Genomic DNA, 24,448 nt, shown 5'->3' on the forward strand with positions numbered 1-24,448 from the left:
TATCGCACTTCCTTTGTTTAAGATATTTTTAGCATAACTGACTTTTGAACATATGTAAATTGGTAAATGAAATTTTGTTCATATTTCACAAAACGGACGCATTATTGGTCTGCCAGCGCCTTTGCTGTGTGTTGGTCGATGATCAGCACATTGGCATATTTACCTGTCAAAGCCCCGTGAATTGCGGCGATTTTTCTGTGTCCGCCCGCTACAAGAATGGATCGTTCCTTGAGCCTCAAGTCATCCAATTGTACACCGATTGTCCTGTCATTTATGGCGCTGCTGCAAATGTCCCCGTTCGCGTCAAAGAAACGAGAACAAATATCTCCAACGCCAAGCTTTTTGAGAAGCGCTTTTTCCTCTTCATTAAAATAGCCGAGCCTGAATAACAAGGCTTCATCCCGAACGGTTCCCACTGTAAACAGGGCGACGTTCGCCTGCTTGCCCATTTCAATAATCCGTTCAATATGGCGGTCTTTTTCCACCATTTTTTTGACCTCGGCGTTATCAAACACAACCGGCAGCGGCAGATATCTCGGCATCGTCTGCAATGCCTCGGCAAAGAGCTGAATCGTTTCAGATGAGTATGTATTCACACGGGAATGGCTGATTCCGCCTTTCAGCTGAACGACCTCAACACCTTTCACATGCTTAGGCTGCATATTTTGCGCGATCTGATACATGGTGGTTCCCCAGCTGACGCCGACGATATCGCCGTCTTTAATCACGTCATGCATATATTCTGCACCGTAATGGCTCAGGTAATGTGTAATGGTCCTGTAGTCAGCCGTAGGAGAAAACACAACATGCGCTTCCAGCAATCCATACTTCTCCTCCAGCATCGTGCCGAGCGCGTCCAGGTCCTCAAACGGGTCCAACACACGAATTTGGACGTATCCTTTTTCTTTCGCATATTGCAGCAATCGGGAGACAGTAGGCCTTGAAATGTTAAGCTGCTCGGCGATTTGCTGCTGGCTGTAATCCGACTGATAGTAGAGCCGGGCCGCTTCTATGCTTAATTGTTGTTTATCCCGGTCCATTCCGCACCTCCTTAACTCCTATTGTATAGTTACGCATGCCAGTATTCCAGCTGATCTTTTTTGTAGAAGTTTAATGTCTGCAGTCATCATAGCAAATCATCCATACAAAAAAAACCTCAGCCGAAGCGGAGAGGTTTTGTTCTTATCGTTTGAAGTCCATATATTGATATCTCCCTTTCATCATTCCGTAAATTCCGTATAAAATAAGCCCGCCGGCCAGAAGTCCGAGGATCACTCTGCCATGCGGCTGCTGCGCCAGCTCAGCAAGTGCCCCGTCGAATCCTTTTGTATCGTCGGGATCAGAGGTGATGGCTGTTTTGATGAGAAAGAAGCCTATCGCACCAAAAATGATACCGCGCGCCATATTGCCGGCACGCCCTGTATTTCTGGCAATCCGTTTTTCTTGGTCATTCATTTTTGAGGTTTGGAAATCACGCATAAAACCGGCACGGACGCCATTCACAAACTGGACGATGCCATAAATGATAAACCCCGCGCCTGTCAGGCCGACAAGCCATTGACCAAACGGCTGGGCTAATAGATAGGCAGACCATGTTTGTTCTGAACTGCTGCCGTCACCTCGGTCAAACGCAAATCGCAGGGCATTCCAGGCAATGGACGCGTATATGACGGCGCTGATGACATTTCCGGTTCGCCGGGAAAGACCGCGCTTCCCTTTACCGTGGCCTTCCGAATCTTTAAACGCGCTCAGCAGCATCCAGATGACAAACCCAATCAATCCAATACCGATCAGCCAAAGCAAGACCGACCCAAACGGCATACGCGCCAAAGATTGAAGCGCTCCGGCGGAATCCTCCGTGTCACCGCCGGCGCCGATGGCAGCCATAAAGGCCAGAATGCCGAGCAAGATAAATACACCTCCGAATGAAAAATAGCCAATCCTTCCAAAACGCCTTACCCAAGGCTTTGACTCATCCTTCACTTTCGAAGCGCCCTGCTTTGTTTTTTCTTTCGCATTCATGATCATCCAACCCTCTTTTCTCGGAAACTTGCTTACTAAGTTACTTATTCATTCCCGATTGACTGGAGATGAAACCGTTTTTCGCACTGGCCCGCAGCCTCTTAATCCAGCCGTGCGCCATTTCTCTGGTTTTTGTGCGCTTTCGCTTGTTAAAAACAAAAAGACTGTCCCGAATGGCTGACAGTCTCACCTTTGAACAAGAGAGGCACCGCTTCTATTTTCATTCTTTTGAGCTGGATATGATGGGGTCGCCCAGGCTGCGGCTACAACCGCCGTTATACCTCCGGCTAATTTTCCAATGATCATCGCAATTGCCATTTCTTTCTTCATCGCCGCCACAAAACCAAGATGGCTTCCCAGTACAAATGCGCCGCTCACGGCGAAAGCCACATTGATGACTTTTCCTCTCGGACTCATCTTTTTTACTAGCATCAGCATCGGAATATGATGGGCCAGAGAAGCGACCAGACCCGCAGTTGCCGCCTGATCCAGTTTCAAAAGGCTCCCTATTTTCCCAAGCGGCTTGTCGAATGTTTTCGTTATAAAGGCAACCATCGGGAAAGCCCCTGCCAGAACAATGGCGATGGTGCCTACAGTATGTATGCCAGTCTCAATTTTTGTCATATGGGGAATCAATACAATACCCGTCAATGTCTCAATCGAGATTGCCGCAAGTCCGATGATCGCCGCGATGCCGACGGCCTTCCCGAATACATGAAATATTCGGATCACGTATTCAGGAAACCGCCACAACCCGAAAGCAATGACAGCAGAAAAAACAATCGGGATGATCAAATTTTTCAGAATCAAACCGATATCAAAACCTGCCGCTAATCCGCCGATGAAGCACCCAATCGGTACCGTACTTATCCCAATCAAAATTCCTTTCGCAAAGTACGGATAATCCTCTTTTTCTATGATACCGAGGGCAACCGGGATCGTGAACACAATTGCCGGCCCCATCATCGTCCCTAAAAACACCCAAGAAAACAGCCCTGCCTCAGCGTCTTTCGCCATTTCACCGGCCAGCGCATAGCCTCCCATATCAATGGCCAAAATCGTGTTGGCGAAGGATGCCGGGTCTGCCCCAATGGCTAAATAGACTGGAGACACAACAGGAATCAGCACAGCCGCAAGCACGGGCGCCAGCGACACAATCCCGACCATGGACAGCGCAAGCGGCCCCATTGCCATAAACCCTTCTGCAAACGGTTTTCCAAGTCCCCATTTGTTGCCCAAACAATGATCGGCCGCTCCGAGAAAAAGAAATACAGCCAGAATGAATATCACCACATCATTAACAGTCATGGTTTCTCCTTTTTAATACGACTGATTCGTTTTATCATGCAAGGTGAAGAAATGGTACAGCGCACCATACAAGTTCGCATCGTTTTGAAAGCGGCATGGCACGATTTTCGGAATGATCGTGTGCATGGGGTTTTGGGCTGCGATTTCTTGTAACGCCCAGTTCAGTTTCTCAATAAGAGCAGGCTGGGCGCTGATGCCGCCTCCGATAGCGACAACCGACGGATCAATGATATATTGCAGGTTGTATATTTGCGCTACAAGCTCCAGACAGTACGTCTCAAATATCGCAAGAGCCTCTTGATCTCCGGAAAGGATATCGGCAAACACCTGCTCACCGTCAGAATCCTCTTTGGCAATGCCTTTCTTTGCCGCGATCCGCTGAATCATGGAGACAGCGGAGCACGTCTGTCCGAGAAAAACCGCTTTCTGATGATGGGAATGGAACTGGTTCATGATATAGCTCACTTCCCCCGCAAGCAGATGGCTTCCCCTATATAATTCTCCCCCGATGATGATGCCGCCGCCGACACCGCTGCCGAGGACCAACACAACGGCATTGCCCGCGTGCTTTACACTTCCGAGCCAGAGCTCCGCCAGCGCCGCACATTTTCCGTCATTCTCAACTGCCGCGGAGATGCCGAATTTGCTTTCTAGCGTTCCCGCCAAATTTACCTCGTGCAGACATGGCACTAAACCGCCATAATAAATCATACCTTTCTTTGTATCGACCATGCCGGGACAGCTTACTGCAATCCCTTTGATTTGTTTTTTCAGCGGTTCAATGACCGAAAATAAGCATGTTAAAAGATCGTTCAGGCTTTTTTTCGGTGTCGGGCGCTTTGCTTTTGAGATAATGGTTCCGGCTGAATCCATCACCGCGTGTTTGATAAATGTTCCGCCAATATCGAATACTAGGTACATAACCGGATGCTCCTAAAGTCGTATTTTTGTATGTTAAACATTCGACAGCTACAGAAAATAGCCTGCAAATTTGCTCTTTAAAAAAAGCTGACCCCGCATACATACGGGAGTCAGCTTTTTTAATTAAGCTCTTGAATACTCTCCTCCGCTTTAGCTGAAAACACTTTTGGTTCAGCACGGTCGAGGTCCTCATGAAATAAACATACTTTATGAATTTGGCGATTGTCATAGTGGTGAAAGTAATAATTCCCTGTGTCATTACACATCACAGAAGTATATTGTGTGTAATCTATTTCGCCATCATCGGTAATAACCGCTCCTTTTGGAATATTCATATTCGCCAAGATGTGAAAAGCGGATGATACCCCCTCCGTTTCACTGGCTGCCGGCTCCAAATGCTCTTTCAGAAAAACGGCTCTGACAAAACGGGAAGGCGGTGTGTAATCACCAGGCAGCCCTGAAGTTCCTGACCCTTGGCCAAACGCGGACAACGTCATTCCGCCCATCACTTTGTTTTCTAATTGTTTCGGTCTGACTCCGATATAATGGCGCAGGTTGGTCACATGCCATGGAAAGTCAGGGCTATTGGTCATCACACCCGGCTTATTGTCATGGACTTGTATTCCATCTGCTGTCGGTTCTATTGTCAGGCTGCGTCCCGTACGGTCTGATAAAATCCAGTGAAGCGGTAAAACGATACCCAATAAATCTAATTTCTTTTGAACGATTGTTAATGAGGCTATCTTTTCTTTTACCTCTTCCAAAGACGCACAGCTTGATAATACCCATGTAACGAACTCATGCGGTGCAATATGTGAGGAACCTTCCTGAGTCATTTCCCCGTATTCCGCATAACCCGGGAAATAAAGCGTCGCACATGATAACCCCTTTTCATTCACACCGTCTGCAAATAAGATATTCCCAAGATTTCTCCCCATACCGATAAACGCGTATTGCGTCTTATGCTGCTTGCCATTAGCTTCACTTTTCCAACTGTATTGACGCGGATAAAGCATCACGTCTGTGCCAAGCTGAAAGGCAAAATCCATCGTTCTGGCTAATAAATGGTTCCCGTCAGCAGTTTTCAATGTAAGACTTGTACACATATGATCCATCCCCTTTTTGCGTAATGTTTTCGGCTTGCAATACTACACTTGGTAAACTAATTATTTTACCAGCATAACGAATGTCGGGCATTTTAGTCAAAAGATTCAGTCAGACATTGGCACATTCTGCAAAAATATCAATGCTGCTGATTCTATATTTATGTGCTGACTTGAAGAGACAGAAGAAGATTCAAGCTTCAATGGCGAATGTACTGCTTTGAATTGTTTTCCAAAAATGAAAGGACAAGGAGACTCATTTATGAGAAAAACGAGTGTTTATTCATTCTGGCAAAAAGCGCAGCGGCTCCTTTTAATGGCGTTTATCTTGATCATTCCGTTAAAATTGACGGAGCAGCCAGAAAAGAAATATTAGTCTCCATTCCCCAATGAGGCTTGCAGGTCATTACTGATCGAACAGGGACAATGAAACCAAGATAACGAAAAGAATCCAGCCCTTTACGCGGCTGGATTTTTCATTTCATTATTTTTTGAGAACGAGTTCATGTATGGCATGCGCCACGCCATGTTCATTATTGGAACGAGTTTGAAAGTCCGCAGCCTCTCTCACTTCCGAAATCGCGTTTGCCATGGCAACGCCGCAGCCGGCCCATTCAATCATCGTTAAATCATTGCCGTTGTCCCCTATACTCATGACCTCTTGCTGCTCAATGCCCAGCAACTTCGCCAGCTGCCGAACGGCATTTCCTTTGCTGGCTTCAGGGTGAAGAATTTCATAGAAGAACGGCGCGCTTTTGACCATTGTATATTTTTCTTTCACATCTTCCGGTATAGATGAAATTACATGACTTAGATTCTCAGGCTTATCAATAAACATCACTTTCGGGATGACGATATCTTCTGATATTTCCTCGAGCTTGCGATAATGAAGCGGCACCTGTGTCACATATGACTCATATACCGTATATTCGCTGATATCACGGTTAGGTGTATACAAACGAGATGAGTCAAAGAAATGCATCGGTGTATTCAGCTCTAAGCTCAGCTCATATAAGGACTTAAGATCATCATATCCGAGAGACAGCTCAGATACGACTTCATTTGTATGCGTATTTTGCACAAGCGCTCCGTTATAGGCAATCACGTAGTCGCCTTCTTCAATTAAATTCAGTTCATCCAGGTATCTGCGTACGCCTCCGATAGGCCGGCCGGTGCAAAGTACAATTTTTACCCCTTCGGCTTTTGCAGCGTGTAATGCTTCACAGACTTCCGCTGACACTTCATGATGATCATTCAGTAATGTTCCATCCATATCAATTGCGATTAATTTGTACATCTTGCATCTCCTTTGTGTCTTTTTCAGACCATAGTCTCATCATATCTCTTTTTCTTTTTGATATTCAACTCAAACAGATGACTTTCTCCGTCTTTTCTTCATTTGCCTGATTTGTTTTCTGACAGGTATGCGGTTTCTCCTCTTTCTGCCTGTCTCCGTTTCGCTGCTGTCTGCTTTTTTCTGTTTCATCAGCATGAAACCGCCAGCCAAGAAAAGGATTCCCGTTATGTTCATACTCGCAAGCTTAACGCCCATCGCCGTTATAAAGTAAGCCCATGATGAATATGGGTTCCGCCTGATCATCACATAAGCCGCGATCTCTAAAACGATAAATACAGCATTAAGCGATAAATAAAAGATAAGAAATGCAAACATAAAAAACAGCACGTAATTAACCATTGCACCCGAATAAACCATAGAACGCATCATCTGCATAAATGAAAAAGACTGCATCGAACCGTTGATGACATTCGGATTATAGATCGTAAAGTGCCCGAATGAATTTTCAATTTTTAAAAATGCCCATAATACAGAAAACCACTGAATAATATGTAAAATAACGCCTGTTAAAACCAGTCGGTCAGCTGCTTTATTTCTCATTTTTGTCCCTCCTTGCCGTCAGGCGATGTGACTCTTTTCATCGTTTTCGTTTCTCCATTTTGAATCCAAATTAACGTGTCGTTTTCTCCCCTTTTTAAAGTGCTTTTGAGAGGATAATAAGCCCCGAGGTATTGGATCTCGATAGAACCATCTGTGCTTTGGGAGATCACCTTGTATGCCATAAAGGGCAATTGCACCTCTCCTCTTCCTTCAATGACTTCTTTTTCAAGCACTTGGTCTTTCGTAAATGTGACAGTGGCTGCTTTCACACCGTCCATAGGCCCCGGCTCCAGCCCCTCATCCCAAGTGCCATAATAAAAAGGCGTCTCGTCCTCTTTCTTCTGCTGGCAGCCTGACACCATGACACATCCAACAATCAACAGCAGGATGGCAAGTCCTTTGCCAAGCTTATTTTGATTCCTCAATTTATCACCATCCTCTAAAAAATCTTTATTACACCCCAGTTTTTGGGCGAATGCCGTGGCACTATGCCAATGACTACATAAGGTATAAGGAAATCACCCACATTTTAATTCCCAAGGAGAATGATTACATGAACCCTTATCAATATTACAGCCCGCAGCTCCCCCAACAGGAGAATTACTATGGCCAATATGAATACAATCCTTACGAACAGCAAGACCTTTTTGAGCCATTTCATAGCGAAAGACAGCCGTCAGCGCTGGAAAGAAGAGTAGCTGCGCTGGAAAGGCAGAACCAACAGCAGACAAGAGAATTAACCCGCCTGACAAATGAGGACCGTCGCCAAAACCGGGAAATTGCGCGGATGAACGAGCAGATCAGCCAATTGAGCCAAGGCATTGAACGCCATACACGCCGCTTAAACAGACTCAATCAGCGTCTGCGCGCAGTCGAAAACAGACTGAATATCCCATTTACTGCGGGTGAAGGCGGGTTCTAAATATGATGTAAAAGAGGAATACGATTCTCCAAACCTGTTGTGAGCGTCGTATTCCAAAATCGTTTTTTATGAAAAGAACCAATCGCCGATATGTATGCTGACGAATCGGTTACATACATTTCTGCCGCCCATGTTGTATAAAAAGGATGTTTACAAGTATACAATCTTTTACTAATTCCTTCAAAAGATGAGAGGCCACACCAATAAAAAGGGAAATAATTGAATTTACTCTTTGATTGAATTTCTTTCCGATCAAGTCACATCATAATATTGACAATTACAAGATAAATGTCAATTGATCATTTGGAGGATTTTTTTCTTATGCATAATACACAACATGGTTTACAGCAGCTCAATCAGTGCCGCCAAACGGCTCAGCAGCTCATCCAGCAAACGCAGCAAAGCAGCAATCAATATCGTCAAATGCTTCATCAGGAACAGCAAAACATTCAAATGCTTCAGCAAATCCTAACACATGAACAACAAGCTGCCCACACCATTCAGCAAGCGCTGCAAGGCCATGACTTGGCCATTCAAAAATGCCAGCAGATCGTCAACATGTGCAACCAAATGCAGCAGGAGCTGAACGGACAAACATCTGTGATGCATACAAATGTATCATCACTTCCATTCGGGCAAAACACGCCATTTCAGCAGCAGTCTTTCCAGCCGTAGCACATACAAAAAAGCGGCATAGATATCACTATGCCGCTTTTTCCTATTTACTGTTCAAATTTTGATTTTACCTCTTTTGGCATGTCATCAAGCTGAACTTCTTCCCAAGTCTCTACATATTTGCCCTTTGTATCTACTTTTAAATAGGCGTTCTTACGAAGATCTCCTCCGGCAAAGAAGGTGACTTCATCTTTTTTGCCGGACTTGTTGTATCCATCTAACGTATATTCAGTACCGCCTTGGCTAAGATGTTTGCCATCTCGGTTAATCTGTACATACATATCTTGTTTGGAAATGAGTGGATTGTATCTGTCTGTAACCTCATTATGGACGAAGAGAAAGCCGCAGATTGCCGCAACAGCCCCCAAGGCCACAACGATCACCAGTACTTTTTTCATTTTATGATCACCTTTACTTTATCGTTAAAAATCATTTTATTTTTTTCAGGTAGCTTGTCCGAACCATCAGGAAGAATAAAATTTGAAAAGCCAAGAATCCTCCGATCGTCATAAACAGCGGCTTCATCACATCAGAGAAGCCTTCTACCTCCAACGTTTTCATGGCAAACAGCGTATGGAGAACAGCGACCGCAAACGGGAAAAAGAATAAGATCGCTAATTGAATCGTTACGCTCTGGGACATCTCTTTTTCACTCAGACCGATTTTCGCCAATGAGCGATAACGCTGCTGGTCTTCCTCTAAGTCGGTAAACAAGCGGAAGTACAAAAAGCTTCCCGCCGCAGTAAAGAAGACAATAGCGATGAACAGTCCGATAAATAAACTCAAGCTTGGCAACTGCACCCTGACATAATACGTGTCGGCCTTTGTTGCAAAATCAAAGTTAACATCCGAATAATCTCCGTAAAACCTGTTTTTCAGTGATTGGCTGATACCCAGACTGTCTTTCCAGCCATCAAATTTGTAACCGAATAACTTTGTGCTCTCCCCTAGTTTTTCCAGATCATTGTAGGTTTTTTCGTTTACTGCAATGATGCTGTTAATTGAGATAAGAGGGTCTTTCACCTCTTTTACCGTCAGCTTTTGATTCGAAAGCTTCTGCTTCTGATTGAGCAGGTTCAATTGATGCGGCACTTCGTTTTTCGAATTCCCCTCGAAAGTGTTCGGGAAATAAATACCCTCGCCGTCTTTCAGTTTGTCCAAACTGATGTTGAAGTGTTTTGCTAACTTCGTTTCATCCATCATGATGACTGGAGGAACGCTATCCCCTTGCTTATAACGAATGTAAGAGGATTTTATATCTTCTCTTGCATATTGAAAATGGCCCTTTTTCAGATTATGTTCAATCTCTTGCAGATGGGTTTGTTCTTTCTTATTGCCGCCAAAAGATAAATACTCCATTTCATAAGCTGAATCCATTGAGCCGACAGTGGATTTGTACTTCACCAAAACCCCTGTGGCTGTAAACGCAACAGCTGAGATGATACTCACCATAAAAAACAGGCGGGCATTATCTTTTAACCGGTATACAAGATCAGAAATCCAAATGACATTTTTCCCGCGCAAATAAAAGGTTTTCCACTTTTTCAAAGCGCGTAAAATCCAAATGCTGCTCTGGCTGAAGAAAAAATAAGTGCCAATGATGGTTAGCAGCAAAATGATTACAGGCTCGAGACCGTGAACATTCCCTTTTACCACCATGCTGTATCCGGCAGCAAGACACGCGATGCCAAAAATCGACAAGATGATAGACGGCTTTGGCTCAGGTTTGATCTTTTCGGTACCCTTAATCAGTTTAATAATCGTTTTTGATCTGATGAAAAAGATCGTGAATTGCGATAAAAGGAAAAATAAGAACAGAAATCCACCAACCGTGATGCCCAGTGCTTTCCAAGGCATATATAACGGCAAAGCTTTCATTTCTAAAATATAAGCACCGATTGTAAAAAACGTTTTCGAGAAGATCAGACCGCCGATAATTCCGGCAATGACCGACAGGGCGCCGATGATCATGTTTTCCGCTGTAACCAGCACTCTGAGCTGCCCCGGCGTGATACCCTGAATCAACAGGATGCCGAATTCTTTATTTCTTGATTTCAAAAAGGCGTTTATGGAATACAGAACAAATAAGATAGAAAAAACAAAAATCATCCATTCGGCTGCGGTTAATCCCTTTTTGGCAATGTTATTCAGATATCCTTCTTTTAGAGCCGGATGGAAAAGAAACATGGCAAAGGTAAAGAATATCAATACGGAAAAGGCACTGCTCAAAAAGAACGCCAGATAAGCCCTTTTGTTCCGTGTGACATTTTTATAAGCGAACTGAAGAAAGGTCATTTGCGTTTCCTCCCAGCATAGACAGCACATCTAGGATTTGTTCATAAAATACTTGGCGGTTTTCGCCGCGGTAAATTTCGTTAAATAGTGCTCCGTCTTTAATAAAAATCACGCGCTGGCAATAGCTTGCCGCTACAGGGTCATGGGTGACCAGTAAAGCTGTGATATTGTCGTTTTGATTCAGGCTTTGCATCGTCTCCATAACATCCTTTGAAGCTTTGGAATCAAGGTTCCCCGTCGGCTCATCAGCCAGAATCAGGGACGGTTTATGAATGACAGCTCTCGCAATGGCGGCCCGTTGGCGCTGTCCTCCCGATACTTCAAAAGAGCGCTTATTCAAAAGCGTTTCAATTCCCAGTTTCTCAGCAATTTCCTGCAATTTCTTTTCCATGACAGACGGCGCTTCTTTTTCAAGAGTTAACGGCAGCATAATATTTTCGCCAATCGTTAACGTATCAAGAAGGTTGAAATCTTGGAATACAAACCCCAATTGCCTGCGGCGGAAATGGGCAAGCTTTGTCCGTTTCAGAAGATGCGGGTTCTCGCCCTGAATCAGGATATCACCGGAATCCGGACGGTCAATCGTTGAAATGATGTTTAAGAGCGTTGTTTTCCCGGAACCTGATGGCCCCATAACCGCCGTGAAACCCCCTTCTTCAACTGAAAACGATATTTGTTTTAAAGCTTGATGGGACACTTGTCCTTTATAGGTTTTATTTATATGTTTGACCTCGAGCATATTCGCCATGAGAATCCTCCTTATGTTTATTCTTAGTGTGCAGCGGCCTCATAAAAAATCCCCCTGCTAAGCTGTTTCGTAAACAAATCTTATCAAGGGGGATGAAAATGTGCTATGTCGTTTTCTTAATGTAACCTTACACTTTTGTAAGGAATATAAATTGAACCGCCGTGCCCTTTCCGGGAGCAGAGCTGATCTCCACTTCATGATTCAGTTTCCCTGTAATCTCTTTGACAAGGTAAAGCCCTATGCCCGTTGATTCTTGGAAGCGCCGTCCGTTTTCGCCGGTATAGTAGGGATCAAACACTCGCTTCAGATCCTGAGAAGGAATCCCGACACCATGATCTCTAATCTCCAATACCGTTTTGTCTTCACGCCGGAAGATCTTCAGCTCCAGCCGGTCACTCACTCCCGACGAATATTTCACCGCGTTTGTGATCACCTGGCCGACCGCGAACCTCAGCCATTTGGCATCCGTATAAATCATGTCATCCGCCTGTATATGGGTTTTAGGATAAACACGATGCTGAATAAAATACCTTTTATAGTTTTGAATGACGGATTGGAGAATGTCGGATAACGAGACCGCCTCTATTTTGAAATCCCTTTCGAACAGATCAAGCCTTGACGAGTAGAGCAGCGTTTCCAGCCCATACTCAATCTGCCGGACTTCTTTTTTAATTTGCTCAAAAATAGGCTCGTCCTCTTCCTGAATGATTAAATTAATGACAGAAAGCGGCGTTTTCACTTGATGCACCCATTGGTTCATATACGTCACCCGTGCTTCCAGCTTGGCTTCTGTTTCATGAAGCTTCTGATGCTGCAAACGGCTCAGCTCCATCTGCTTTTCATAAAGCTCTGCACAAAACACCGATGAACCGAGATAAGGAACTTCTGTATCCTCTTGATGAGCGCCGATCCATTGATAGACGCCCCGGTCTTGGTACCAGCGATACACCAAGTATCCTGCCAAAATCAGCAGCTGCACGCCTAATATATAAAAAAGGTGAGAAAAAGAATGAAGACCTGCAAACCAATAGTAAAAAAATACAAAGAAGCCTTGAACGAGAAAAAGCAGGATTAACACTGCGTGGGAATGTAAAAATAACTTCATGATCCAGCCCTCAGCTGATACCCTTCGCCGCGCACGGATTCTATAGAAATCGGCACATGGAGATCGCGCAGTTTTTTACGCAGCCGGGTAATATACACATTTAGTGTATTGTCATCGACAAAGATATCAGTATCCCATGTTTTTTCCATTAACCGGTCTCTTCCCGTTACCTTTTCTCCTCTTTCCAACAGCACCTCAAGCAGCTTGCTTTCCTTTTTGGACAGCTCGCATTTTTGGTCTTGATAACGCAATTCAAACCGTTCCACAAAGAGCTGCACTCCTTCGTATTCCAACACTTTTTCCCCTTGTTTTGCCGCGTACTCTCCGTAAGCCCTGCGAATCTGGCTTTTGATTTTCGCCAAAACAATATCATAGGAAAACGGTTTTTCTATATAATCATCTCCGCCATTTTCAATCGCCATCACCTGATCCATCTCTCCGCTTCTGGCCGATATAAAAATAATCGGACTGGTCGAATGCTGGCGGATCTGGCGGCACCAGTAATATCCGTCATACGATGGCAAATTGATATCAAGCAGCACCACATCCGGTTTTTCCCGCAAAAACAGGTCCAAGACAGATGTGAAATCAGAGGTCACCACCGTTTGATACCCGTATTTCTCCAGATAATTCTGCAATAGCGACCGAATGTTTTCACTGTCTTCTACAATCATCACTTTCTTCATATGACACACTCCCAACCTGTATAGACGGCCTTGTCAGAGACGCCGAAGTACTTCTATTAATGATCCCATCATAATGGTTCAAGGACTGCTGAAGCAACACAAAGTAAGCGGGCCTTCACAAGTAAGGACCCGCTTCTTATTGTTAATGATGGTCATGTCGAATATGTATATCTTCAATAGGCTGTTTTGGTGCATTAAATTTGCTCTCGGCTTCACTTCTTGCCGCCGCAAATTTCCGCGCCTCCACATGATCTTTATACACGTCGAGCTGAATTAAGTACAGCGGCCGCGCTTTGAACCCGTGAATAATCGTCACCGCCCACAAAGGGAGCACAATGATAAGCCCCGGGGTATCGGGAAGCACAAAGCCAAACGCAAATAGTATAAAATAAATGATTCCATACATAATCCAGTTTCTATTTCTCACCCTAATGCCAATAAATAAAAAGGCGAAAAAACTGGTAATGGCAAAAGGCATAAAAATAAACAGCATCCACCAGCTATTCAGCCATTCCCACGTTTCTCCTCGTTTGGTTATTCCCATATTTTACTCCTCCTTTCTTCCTATAATAATGGAAAGAACAAAGCACGTCATCTTCATTTCTTGCGTAACTGGAAAAGTTCTCGCCGCCTTAAAAATAGTGATAGACGAAGAAGGGGTTTCTTGCTATATTAATATTTGATAATGATTATCATTATTATTTAATCGGAATACATAATAGGGAGGTTCTTTATGAGAAAGAACACATTGGTTATGGGCATGCTAGTTCTTCTGCTTTTGTTTGTCAGCGCTTGTAGCGGCTCAGCTTCAAAAGAAAGCACGGGCGGTTCAGCTTCCGGCAAAGAAAAGACAGAAATGAGAACATATAAATCAACAAAAGGGAACGTCAAAATCCCCGTACATCCGAAGCGTATCGTCACTGATTTTTATGCTGGCGAATTTTTCTCCGTCGGCGCAAATGTCGTCGGGTCCGGGTCTTGGTCATTTGATAATCCATTTTTGAAAAATCAGATGAAAGATGTAAAAGATATCGGTGATCCGGTCAGTGTTGAAAAGGTGATGGAGCTTCAGCCGGACTTAATTGTCGTTATGAATGATGAGAATGTTGATAAATTAAAGAAAATCGCTCCAACTGTGGTCGTTCCTTATAACACCGCCAAAAATGTAGAAGATACAGTCGAGCTGTTCGGTGATATTGCCGGAGCAAAGAATGAAGCCAAGTCATTTATGGCCGATTTCAATAAAAAGGCGGCGGCTGCCAAGAAGAAGATCGCAGGCGTGATTGACAAAGATGCCACGTTCGGCCTTTATGAAAACACAGACAAAGGCGAATTCTGGGCCTTCAACGACAACGCCGGGCGAGGCGGACAAGCGATATACAATGCGCTTGGCTTAAAAGCCCCTAAAAAGATTGAACAAGATATCATGAAAACGGGAGAAATGAAACAGCTCTCTCAAGAAGTCATCCCTGAATACGCCGCTGATTATATGTTTATCACGGACTACAATCCGAAAGGCGAAAGCAAAACACTCGACAAACTAAAAGAATCGTCCATTTGGAAAAACCTCGATGCCGTGAAAAAGAATAGAGTGTTTATTAATGATTTTGATACGTACTACCCGTACGATCCGATTTCGGTCAGCAAACAGGTTGATTTGATTGCTGATATGCTTGTGAAGCGCGAGAAGGAAAATCAGAAGTAAAAAAGAGGGCACGCACCTTCTCAGATGATATTGCTGAGAAGGTGTTTTTTTCGCAAAAAGAAAACACTCACCAATTCAAAGTGAGTGCGATGTATAGCGATGCTGTTCGTTTGTTAAGTTTTAGCCGACTTGTAGCTTTGTCGCTTTATTTGAAGAGCCAAATTCTCTCATTTTGCTTTTGACTGTTTCCATAACGGCATGAACCCCAGGAGCCAGAATGACACGCGGTTCGTAAAAGTCCGTGTTCTTGTTGAACATGTTACGTGTCTCTTCCGTCCAAGCCACCATACATTCAGTATTAATATTAATCTTTGCATGTCCGAGCTGGATGGCTTTTGTGATTTGATCTCTTGGAATGCCGGATGCTCCATGAAGAACAAGCGGAACGTCCGTTACCTTGGCGATCTCCTCCATTTCCTTAAATCCAAGCTTCGGTTCCCCCTGATACTTTCCATGCACGGAGCCGAGCGCCGCTGCCAATGCGTCGATATTGGTTTCTTTCACAAGTCGCTCACATTCATGGATATCTGCGTATTGCACCCCGCCAATGAGACCGTCTTCCATACCGCCGACCGTACCGACCTCTGCTTCAACCGACACATTGTGCAGGCGGGCATACTCAACGACTTCTCTTGTCATGGCGATATTCTCATCAATTGAAGAATGAGAGCCGTCAATCATCACCGAACTAAAACCGGCATCAATCGCTTTTTTACACCGCTCCGCACTGCTTCCGTGATCAAGATGCAATGTAACAGGGACCGTTATCGACAACTCTTCCATTAACGCATGGACCATAGCGGAAATCGTATGAAATCCGCCTAAGTAATCTACTAACCGATCAGACGCCGCCGCGATCACAGGAGATTGTTCTTCTTCCGCCGCTTGTAAAATCGCCTTTGTCCATTGAAGGCCGTTGATATTAAATTGCCCGACTGCGTACTGGCTGCGCTTTGCTTCTGCCAGCAGGTTCTTCATGGGTACTAAAGCCACGTTCACCCCTCCTATCTCACTACATCTTGAAGTATTTTGACACGGCATCAACCGCTGTTGCTTTTGCCGTCTTAATGGTTTCCTCTGCGCTTAGCTTATAATATTCCGGTCTGAATAGCTCAACAGATACAACGTCTGAAAAGCCGATTTCTTTTAATGCAGATAAGTGGGCGTCCAGATCAATAGCCCCTTGGCCCGGCCATACGCGATCTTCATCTGTTAAGAAACCGATCGGAAAATCTTCCGTATCGTCAATATGATAAATAAAGATTTTCTTGCCGTCCGCCTGCTTTAAGCTTTCGATATTTGACCCCATCGCATGGAAGTGGAAGCTGTCAAGGACAAGTCCGACGTTGTCGCGGTTGACAGTATTGACGATGTCATATGCCTGTTCAAACGTATTGACTGTACATTGCGGATGTCCGACAAACTCAAGGGCGATTTTAACGCCGTACGGTTCGGCGATATCAGAAAGCTCAGTCAGAACCTCTACACAGCTCTTTTTGATCTCTTCTTTTAAGATTTTCTGCTCTGTCACAAGCGGAACCGCCACTACATATTTCACACCGAGGGTTTTGCACGTTTCCATCATGCCCTTAAATTCAGCAATGATGTCCTTATAGCCCTTTTCATCACGATTATTGAAGAAAACAAGTGCGTTTAAGGCAAGCGGTTTAATGTGATGGGTTTGAAAGTATTCCGCAAGATCGGCCAGCGAATGGGCTTTTAAGTACTCCGGCAGCTTATCCATTGTGCGGATTTCAATATAATCATAGCCGTACTTTTCGCATAGCTCTAAATCCTGTTTGAGATTTGAGTTTTTCAATGTTGTCGCTTCATTAAAACAAAGTTTCATGTCAGACTCTCCTATCTGCGTTTTAGATATGAAGGGAGTTCGGCAGGAAGGCTGTTCGCCATATCCCGCCGAACTCCATGCTCAGCTTATGCCAGACCTAATTCTTCTTTCATTTTTCGAAGCATAAATCGGCTTGATTCATCCGCTTTTTCGTCGACCCAAGCAAAAACGGCATTCGTCGCAATTCCGTCGAACTTCATCTCTCTCAGCTTTCTGAAAATCGTATCAAAATCAACCTCGCCTTGACCCATGTCCAAATGCTGGTGAACCGTTACTTTCGCGTCAGGCGGATTGACGATGTAGCGCAGGCCATGAGCCGCTTTATGATTAAAGGTATCTGCAAATAAAACATGTGTGAGACGGTCGCCGGCTTCGTCAAACATTGTCTCGATATCGCCTTTGCCGTCATCATAGAAGAAGGTATGCGCAGTCGAGTAGACAAGGTTGATCCAATCCCGGTCAAGCGCGCGGATCATATCCATTGCCCCTTTGTGCGTTTCGATAAAATCGTATGGATGGGCTTGAAGATTCAGTTTAATGCCTTCTTTTTCAAAAACGGGCAGAAGCTCATCCATGGATTTGATAAATTTTTCTTCACATACATAAGGATCATATTTTGAACCGCTGAATTCGCTGTTCATTAAATCCACTTCAAGTTCAACCGCAATTTCGATCGCCCTTTTCCAATTGCGCACCGCAGCCTGGCGGCGGTCTTCTTCAGGACCCGCCCAGTGGTAAAGCGGAAGGAGTGATGAAAGCTTAACACCTGTATCTCTTAAAAGCCGTTTTAATTGTTTGATCTTTGCTGAATCGACTTTCGGATATTTATAGAATGGACAAAAATCCTCGCGCGGCGACAGTTCGATATATTCATAACCAAGCTCCGCCGTTTTATAGACCATTTCCTCCAACGTTAAATCATCTCGATACATCGATGGATCCAATGCTAATTTCATTTTTTTCACTCCTCAATATTCCTAGTTTTCAACTGTTGTAAAAGATTGATAGAATTCCGGTTTTTCCTTCAATTCAACTTTTTCTTTTTGTCCAGATTCCTGGGCTTTTACACACGCGTCAGTCGTAACAGCAGCAATATAGCCGTCCCATGCCGTCGGCCCGCTGACTTCGCCTTTTTTCTGGATGGAATCAATGAAGTCTTGGATTTCCACATCGTACGCATCCACAAAGCGTCTCTGCCAATCCATCAGAATATCTGTGCTGAATTTTCCTTCTTTTCTCACGCTGATGCTTGATGGTTCAGGAAGCTTGATGATCCCGTCTTCTCCAACGACTTCACACTGAATGTCATATCCGTATTTACAATTGACGTAAATTTCAGCGTTGATCACAATGCCGCCTTTTGTTTCAATCACAACCATTTGCGGATCTTTTAGATGCGGCAGCGCATTTTTTGATTTTTTCGGATAGATGACTTGGACGGACTCGTAGTCATCATTGACGAGCCAGTGAAGGACATCAATTTCATGAACGAGCGTATCGACAACTGCCATATCAGTCGTATAATTTTCAGCTACAGTCGGGTTGCGGTGCGCGCAGTGAATCATAAGCGGCTCTCCGATGACATTGTTGTCGAGCGCCTCTTTCAACTGGACGTAACCGCTGTCATAACGGCGCATAAAGCCTACCTGTACAAGGCGTTTGCCCGTTTTCATTTCCTCTTCGACAATACGCATGCATCCTTCAGCAGTTGTCGCGAGAGGCTTTTCACAGAATACATATTTCTTGGCTTTAATCGCTTTCAAAACACTGGACTCGTGAGCCGGTCCCCAGCTTGTGACCAAGACAGCGTCTACATTTTCATCAGCAACGAGGCTGTCATCATCAGGATAAACAGTTGCGTTTAATTGATAGTCTTGAACGACCTGTTGTGCCGCTTCTTGATTGACATCCGTTACAGCCACAATCTCCGCGCCAGCCAGTTTGTTCGTGATGCGGTTAATGTGCTCTTTTCCGATTGCCCCAGTTCCGATAACACCAATACGTAAAATCATTGATCGTCACTCCTTCTAATAGTCATTACATGATTTTTCTATCGTTACCTTGCTTGGCAGCAGGAGTTCCATAAAGGTCTTCTTGAATTTCTTCAAGCGACTTGCCAGACGTATTCGGTGCGAAAATAAGCCCTATGATCATACTAGCCGTCACACATCCAAGGAGAATCGCAGCCATAAAGCCAATGCCGAAGTTCGTCATAATCATCGGTACAAACAAGCTCCAAACTCCTATCGAAATACGAACAAGAAAGAACATCAATCCTTGCGCTGAAGCACGGTATTCAGTTGGAAACAGCTCGCTGGCCCATAATTGGTAGTTCGCTTGCTGCCCGGCTCCGTTATTGATTCCCATAGCCACGATAAACAGGAGCAGAATAGGCATGCCTTGAACCGGCATCAGAAACAGCGACCAGCCGATGACCGCCATAAAGGCGCAAATACCAAAAACAGTTTTTCTGTATTTATCTGCAAAAGGCATGAAGATAAAAGCAACACCCAGTCCGGTGAAAATAAACAGACCCATTTGCAGCATATTTGCCATATTGGCAGAAACGCCCCCGACTTGCTGGTATATATAAGGCATGAAAAATCCCATGACCCCGGCTGCTAAATTCCAAATCAGATAAACACCCATTAGAAACAAAATTTTCTTTAAGAATGTAGGCTTGAGTAAGTTCAGATAAGACGTTTTATTCACCAAGACCGCACCTTCAGCCTGTGGTTGTTTTGATTGACCTTTCCAAGCTTCAGATTCAGGCAATCGAATTCTTAATATATAAGTGATCAACGCAATCACTAATAAATGAGCAAACACAATTTTATTTCCCAACAGGCCTAAATCGCCGACCAGCACTGACAGCATCAGGACGACTACTGCTCCGGCAGCCCAAGCCACCTGTGCAACACCGCAATGCCTGGCTCGGTTTCTCTTTGGCGCGTTTTCCGCAATGATGGTCCACGATGCCGTGATATCCGCACCTACGGAGATACCGATAATCATGTAACCGCTTAACAGCATGGGAAAATTCATTCCAAACAGCACCAAACAAATCCCTAACGCGTACACTAACATGCTGTTTGTGTAGACCGCTTTTCGTCCCACTTTGTCCGCGAGATATCCGCCGAGCAAAGCGCCGACTGCCGCTGAAATGGCGTTTGCGCTAAACGCGCCGAGCAATCCGATTTGGCTGTCTGACAGCTTCAGGTAGCTGACCCACATTGATAAACCTGCTGATCCTGCCACGATGGAACCCGCATCAATATAGTTTGCTAATGCTGCGGCGATGGTCCTTTGATTAAAAGCCGAATCCGCCTTCGCACTATTCATATTTGGTCCCCCTCTAGTCAGTTTGCAAGATCGAGCAGCTGACGATCAATATACTTTCTGGCCAAAAGCGCATATTCAAGCGGATTTGCAACAGCCGGGTCTTGCTCAGCTTCAATCACGATCCATCCGGAATAATCGTGTTTCAACAAGGTTTGATATACTTCTACAAAATTGATGCATCCATCTCCGGGAACAGTGAACATGCCTTGCAAAAAGGACTGCTGAAAAGATTTTCCCTCTTTTTTGCATTGCTCCATGACGTTTACCCGTGCGTCTTTGAAGTGGACATGTTTAATCCGGTCAATATGCTTTTCAAGTATTGTCATGTAATTGCCGTCGGAGATATAAGCGTGGCCTGTATCATAGAGAAGGTGTACATGCTTTGCGTCCGTTCCGTCCATAAGGCGGTCTACTTCTTCCGCTGTTTGGACCCCGGTGCCGAGATGATGGTGATAGACAAGCTTCAGGTCATACTTTTCAGCGATTTTGCCAAGGTGGTTTAATCCCTCACAAAGCCTCTCCCATTCCTCATCTGTAAAGTATGGCTTCTCTTTAAACACGTCTTTTTCCAACCCTTGCACACTGTAGGTTTGTTCAGAAACGACAGCAACATCCGCGTGCACCTGATTCAAATATTCACAATGTGCGGTAAATTCCTTCTCCGTTTCATCAAGCCCGTCGCGCAGGATAAAGTTGCTGAACCATTTCCCGGCAATCCGTAAGTTTCGAAGCTCAAGCTCCTTATTGAGGATGGAGGGTTCAGGGAAAAACCCTCCTACTTCCGTACCTTGAAAGCGTGCGACAACGATATCGCTTAACAAATGCTGCAATGTATTTCCCGCTCCGATCTCAGGAATATCATCATTACGCCAGCCTATGGGGGCGATGCCCCATAGAATCTCTTTTTTGCCCATCGTGATGTCCTCCCCTCTAGTACTGCTTCGCAGACTCCAGCATTTTCTCTTTGGCTTCATATGCCTTCTGGACGCTTTCTTGCTCAGAAACTTCAGCAACGCCGACATGCCACCAGCTGTCATAGCCGTCCGTCATTGTTTTCGGCAGCACTTTCATTTCTATCAAAGTTGACACGTCTTGTTTCTTCGCATCCTCTAACGCTGCTTTCAGCTCTTCTGCCGTGTTGGCGCGGTAGGTTTTGGCTCCGTAGCCCTCAGCCACTTTTGCATAGTCCACGTTCAAAATTTGATTGTCGTCTGTGCGGAACTCACAATAATAGCTGCCGCTTCCGTGATCCATTTGCAGATTGTTGATACAGCCGAATCCTGAATTGTCAAAGAGCAGGACATTGATTTTCTTGTTGTACTGAATTGCCGTGATTAATTCGGAGTGAAGCATCAAGAAGCTGCCGTCTCCGACAAGTGAATACACTTCTTTGTCCGGATGGGCTAATTTAAGTCCGAGTGTGCCGGACACTTCATATCCCATGCATGAATAGCCATATTCCAGATGATACGTATTCGGTACATGAGAATGCCATAAGCGCTGTAAATCTCCTGGGAGGGAGCCTGCTGAACTGATGACAACGCTGTCTTCGGGAATCGTCTCATTAATCGTTAGCAGCGCTGTTGTTTGCGGAAGCTCGGTATTCAAAGCGTCAGCGTACTCATTCAGCACGTCTTGATTAAAATGATTTTTAATTTCCGGCACAAATTCTTCGCGTTTAAATGTCACCTTGCTGAGCCGGTCACGTTCAGCCAGCCACTCTTCTTTAAGATCCTGAATGGTTGAACCAAATTCGCTTTTGTACCCTTCTAATATGCCGTGCAGCTTGCCAAGCGTTACTTTCGCATCCGCTACCACTTGGAACGCATCCAGTTTGTACGCTTGCATTCTGCTGACATTGATATTCAAAAATTTCGCTTTATCAAAATCAAATGCGGTCTTAGAAGATGTCGCAAAGTCGGTATATCTGGTGCCGATTCCGATGATCAGATCTGACTGGCGGGCCGCTTTATTCGCTGCGAGAGTTCCGGTGATTCCCATCCCGCCTAAATTGTTGGCAAAATCGGCTTCAACCGTGGATTTACCTGCCTGCGTTTCAACCAATGGAATGTTGTATGCTTCAGAGATGGCGATTAATTCTTCGCGTGCATCAGAATATTTAGCGCCTCCGCCCACTAAGATCACAGGGTTTTTGCTTGATTTGATCAGCTCCGCCGCGCCTTGCAATTCACGCTCGCTCGGCTGCATCCGGTCAATATAATGGACCCGTTTGACGAAGAAACTTTCATCGAAATCATACGCTTCCCCTTCAACATCTTGTGAAATACAAATCGTTGCAGGACCGGCTTTCGCAGGATCAGTCATGACTTCAAATGCGCGGATCAAGCTGCTCATAAGCTGTTCAGGACGCGTGATGCGGTCCCAATACCTTGATACCGGCTTCAATGCATCGTTTGTCGTAATCGCCGCGCTGTATTCTTGTTCCACTTGCTGCAGCACTGGGTCAGGCTGTCTTGTCGCAAACGTGTCTGCCGGAATCAAAAGCACAGGAATATTATTTGCCAGCGCCGTACCTGCGGCTGCCGTTAAGTTGGCCGCTCCCGGTCCGACAGATGTCGACACTGCATAAATTTTTCTTCTCAGCATTTGCTTGCTGTATGCCATGGCAGCGTGTGCCATACCTTGTTCATTCTTACCTTGAAATACTTTTAAATGGCCGGCATCTTGTTCCAGCGCTTGACCGATCCCTACCACATTTCCATGGCCGAAGATGGTGAAGATCCCTTCAACGAAAGGCTCTTCCTTCCCGTCAACATGGATATACTGCTGGTTTAAGAATTTTATCAGCGCCTGTGCTGTTGTTAAGCGAATTTTCTTCCCCACAAACGATCCCACCTTTATTCGTTCTTTTTAAAATGAAGGCTGAGCCTCAACGAGCTGTTCGATTTCTGATACGGTCGGCATTGCTTCCGATGAGCTATGCTTGCTGACAACGATGGATGCGGAAGCGCTTCCGTATTTCAATGCCGTTTCGATATCTTTGCCTGAAACAAGGCCATAGATAAAGGCTGAAGCATACGAATCGCCAGCTCCAAACGTTTTCAAGACATTCGTCTTGTATGCTTTCGCGCGGAATACTTCTCCAGATTTGCTATATGCGTATGACCCTTCGACACCATGCTTGATGACGACCAGGTCTGCGGAATGTTCAAATAAGTATTTAACCGACTCGTCGTTGCTGCCTCCGATGCGGTTTTCCATCATGTCGAATTCATCTCGTGTGCCGATCACGATGTCGGATTGTTCAGCAATTAATGTATAATAAACAGAGGTTTCTTCAGTTGATTTCCATGTATAAGGGCGATAATCGAGTTCAAATACGACTTTCACCTGATGCTTTTTCGCCAGATTCACAGCTTTTAAGACAGCTTCACGAGAAGGGCTTTTCGCAAGAGCCGTCCCTGAGACAAGCAGCATCTTTGCTTTTGCGATATACGCTTCACTGACTTCAGATGGCTCCAGATATAGGTCTGCCACATCATCCCGGTACATTAATATGCTGCATTCTTCCGGGCTTTTGATTTCCGTAAAGGCAAGGCCGACTTTATGTCCGTCTTGGTCGACGATCATTTGTGTCGTATCAATGCCCGTGTTTCTCATATAGGATTCTATGAATCTCCCATGCTGGTCATCAGGAATTTTGCCGATGAAACCCGCTCTTAGGCCCAGCTTGGAACTTCCGATCGCAATATTGGCCGGTGAGCCGCCGACATATTTTGAAAACGTCATCGTTTCTTCCATTGGCCGATTGTACTCCACCGCATTTAAATCAATACATGCGCGTCCGATGGCAACAATATCAAATTCCTTATCCTCATTAAACGTATACTTCATCGTAAACAGCCACTC

At 44.9% G+C, this 24,448-nt stretch carries 25 protein-coding genes; 3 read left to right on the plus strand and 22 right to left on the minus strand.

Annotated features, from left to right (window positions below):
* Nucleotides 1–101: 101 nt before the first annotated feature.
* From AAHT65_RS05655 to AAHT65_RS05690, 8 genes are all read right to left on the minus strand, one after another.
* Nucleotides 102–1,040: a sugar-binding transcriptional regulator gene (locus tag AAHT65_RS05655; RefSeq protein ID WP_106360254.1), complete on the minus strand. Its 939-nt coding sequence runs from the start codon at nt 1,038–1,040 to the stop codon at nt 102–104.
* 142 nt (nt 1,041–1,182) lie between these two features.
* Nucleotides 1,183–2,028 carry a DUF1206 domain-containing protein gene (locus tag AAHT65_RS05660; protein ID WP_106360255.1) on the minus strand — a complete coding sequence of 282 codons (846 nt, stop codon included), beginning with the start codon at nt 2,026–2,028 and terminating at the stop codon, nt 1,183–1,185.
* A gap of 180 nt (nt 2,029–2,208) precedes the next feature.
* Nucleotides 2,209–3,330, minus strand: coding sequence for an ethanolamine utilization protein EutH (gene eutH, locus AAHT65_RS05665; protein ID WP_343311113.1), 1,122 nt, complete (start codon nt 3,328–3,330; stop codon nt 2,209–2,211).
* 12 nt (nt 3,331–3,342) lie between these two features.
* Entirely contained in the window at nt 3,343–4,251 is a 909-nt protein-coding gene (locus tag AAHT65_RS05670; protein ID WP_343311114.1) for an ROK family protein, read from the minus strand.
* Between the two features lie 119 nt (nt 4,252–4,370).
* The gene (locus tag AAHT65_RS05675) at nt 4,371–5,357 is read right to left on the minus strand and encodes a choloylglycine hydrolase family protein (RefSeq protein WP_343311115.1); all 987 of its coding nucleotides are present in this window, start codon (nt 5,355–5,357) and stop codon (nt 4,371–4,373) included.
* Nucleotides 5,358–5,838: 481 nt separating this feature from the next.
* Nucleotides 5,839–6,651, minus strand: coding sequence for a sugar-phosphatase (gene yidA / locus AAHT65_RS05680; RefSeq protein ID WP_343311116.1), 813 nt, complete (start codon nt 6,649–6,651; stop codon nt 5,839–5,841).
* 69 nt (nt 6,652–6,720) lie between these two features.
* Nucleotides 6,721–7,251, minus strand: a complete 531-nt coding sequence (locus AAHT65_RS05685; protein WP_010790438.1) for a hypothetical protein — start codon at nt 7,249–7,251, stop codon at nt 6,721–6,723.
* Nucleotides 7,248–7,613, minus strand: a complete 366-nt coding sequence (locus AAHT65_RS05690; protein WP_088118535.1) for a DUF3255 family protein — start codon at nt 7,611–7,613, stop codon at nt 7,248–7,250. The genes AAHT65_RS05685 and AAHT65_RS05690 overlap by 4 nt, the downstream gene beginning before the upstream one ends.
* Before the next feature lie 191 nt (nt 7,614–7,804).
* Here AAHT65_RS05690 and cotNE point away from each other — a divergent pair, with 191 nt between their 5' ends.
* Nucleotides 7,805–8,173 carry an inner spore coat protein CotNE gene (gene cotNE / locus AAHT65_RS05695; protein WP_063638287.1) on the plus strand — a complete coding sequence of 123 codons (369 nt, stop codon included), beginning with the start codon at nt 7,805–7,807 and terminating at the stop codon, nt 8,171–8,173.
* Nucleotides 8,174–8,494: 321 nt separating this feature from the next.
* Nucleotides 8,495–8,848 (plus strand): hypothetical protein, encoded by a 354-nt coding sequence (locus AAHT65_RS05700; protein WP_088118316.1) that lies wholly within the window; start codon nt 8,495–8,497, stop codon nt 8,846–8,848.
* A 47-nt stretch (nt 8,849–8,895) separates the two neighbouring features.
* Here AAHT65_RS05700 and AAHT65_RS05705 read toward each other — a convergent pair whose 3' ends face one another.
* From AAHT65_RS05705 to AAHT65_RS05730, 6 genes are all read right to left on the minus strand, one after another.
* Nucleotides 8,896–9,246, minus strand: coding sequence for a YxeA family protein (locus AAHT65_RS05705; protein ID WP_010790443.1), 351 nt, complete (start codon nt 9,244–9,246; stop codon nt 8,896–8,898).
* Between the two features lie 31 nt (nt 9,247–9,277).
* On the minus strand, nt 9,278–11,143 hold the full coding sequence (locus AAHT65_RS05710) for an ABC transporter permease (RefSeq protein ID WP_343311117.1): 1,866 nt from the start codon (nt 11,141–11,143) through the stop codon (nt 9,278–9,280).
* A complete protein-coding gene (locus AAHT65_RS05715) occupies nt 11,118–11,891 on the minus strand; it encodes an ABC transporter ATP-binding protein (RefSeq protein WP_003326221.1) in 774 nt (257 codons plus the stop codon). Before AAHT65_RS05715 ends, AAHT65_RS05710 begins: the two co-directional genes overlap by 26 nt.
* A gap of 127 nt (nt 11,892–12,018) precedes the next feature.
* Nucleotides 12,019–12,996: a sensor histidine kinase gene (locus AAHT65_RS05720; RefSeq protein ID WP_010790445.1), complete on the minus strand. Its 978-nt coding sequence runs from the start codon at nt 12,994–12,996 to the stop codon at nt 12,019–12,021.
* The gene (locus tag AAHT65_RS05725) at nt 12,993–13,682 is read right to left on the minus strand and encodes a response regulator transcription factor (RefSeq protein WP_010790446.1); all 690 of its coding nucleotides are present in this window, start codon (nt 13,680–13,682) and stop codon (nt 12,993–12,995) included. The genes AAHT65_RS05720 and AAHT65_RS05725 overlap by 4 nt, the downstream gene beginning before the upstream one ends.
* 142 nt (nt 13,683–13,824) lie before the next feature.
* Nucleotides 13,825–14,226: a hypothetical protein gene (locus AAHT65_RS05730; RefSeq protein WP_343311119.1), complete on the minus strand. Its 402-nt coding sequence runs from the start codon at nt 14,224–14,226 to the stop codon at nt 13,825–13,827.
* 189 nt (nt 14,227–14,415) lie between these two features.
* Here AAHT65_RS05730 and AAHT65_RS05735 point away from each other — a divergent pair, with 189 nt between their 5' ends.
* Nucleotides 14,416–15,387, plus strand: coding sequence for an iron-hydroxamate ABC transporter substrate-binding protein (locus AAHT65_RS05735; protein ID WP_088118320.1), 972 nt, complete (start codon nt 14,416–14,418; stop codon nt 15,385–15,387).
* A gap of 120 nt (nt 15,388–15,507) precedes the next feature.
* Here the strand turns inward: AAHT65_RS05735 and fba are convergent, their stop codons facing one another.
* The 8 genes from fba to iolC all read right to left on the minus strand — a co-directional run bounded on the left by fba (nt 15,508) and on the right by iolC (nt 24,433).
* Nucleotides 15,508–16,380: a class II fructose-1,6-bisphosphate aldolase gene (gene fba, locus AAHT65_RS05740; protein WP_343311120.1), complete on the minus strand. Its 873-nt coding sequence runs from the start codon at nt 16,378–16,380 to the stop codon at nt 15,508–15,510.
* Between the two features lie 19 nt (nt 16,381–16,399).
* Nucleotides 16,400–17,236 (minus strand): 2-keto-myo-inositol isomerase, encoded by an 837-nt coding sequence (gene iolI, locus AAHT65_RS05745; protein ID WP_343311121.1) that lies wholly within the window; start codon nt 17,234–17,236, stop codon nt 16,400–16,402.
* 86 nt (nt 17,237–17,322) lie between these two features.
* Nucleotides 17,323–18,192, minus strand: coding sequence for a sugar phosphate isomerase/epimerase family protein (locus AAHT65_RS05750; protein ID WP_035175361.1), 870 nt, complete (start codon nt 18,190–18,192; stop codon nt 17,323–17,325).
* A gap of 21 nt (nt 18,193–18,213) precedes the next feature.
* Nucleotides 18,214–19,248 carry a bifunctional inositol 2-dehydrogenase/D-chiro-inositol 1-dehydrogenase gene (gene iolG, locus AAHT65_RS05755; protein ID WP_094233053.1) on the minus strand — a complete coding sequence of 345 codons (1,035 nt, stop codon included), beginning with the start codon at nt 19,246–19,248 and terminating at the stop codon, nt 18,214–18,216.
* 25 nt (nt 19,249–19,273) lie between these two features.
* Nucleotides 19,274–20,578, minus strand: a complete 1,305-nt coding sequence (locus AAHT65_RS05760) for an MFS transporter (protein ID WP_343311122.1) — start codon at nt 20,576–20,578, stop codon at nt 19,274–19,276.
* A gap of 17 nt (nt 20,579–20,595) precedes the next feature.
* On the minus strand, nt 20,596–21,492 hold the full coding sequence (gene iolE / locus AAHT65_RS05765; RefSeq protein ID WP_343311123.1) for a myo-inosose-2 dehydratase: 897 nt from the start codon (nt 21,490–21,492) through the stop codon (nt 20,596–20,598).
* A gap of 16 nt (nt 21,493–21,508) precedes the next feature.
* Entirely contained in the window at nt 21,509–23,422 is a 1,914-nt protein-coding gene (gene iolD / locus AAHT65_RS05770) for a 3D-(3,5/4)-trihydroxycyclohexane-1,2-dione acylhydrolase (decyclizing) (RefSeq protein WP_088118327.1), read from the minus strand.
* Between the two features lie 27 nt (nt 23,423–23,449).
* Nucleotides 23,450–24,433 (minus strand): 5-dehydro-2-deoxygluconokinase, encoded by a 984-nt coding sequence (gene iolC, locus AAHT65_RS05775; RefSeq protein WP_343311124.1) that lies wholly within the window; start codon nt 24,431–24,433, stop codon nt 23,450–23,452.
* Nucleotides 24,434–24,448 lie beyond the last annotated feature (15 nt).

Source organism: Bacillus atrophaeus, from assembly GCF_039519175.1.
Taxonomy (GTDB): Bacteria; Bacillota; Bacilli; order Bacillales; family Bacillaceae; genus Bacillus; species Bacillus atrophaeus.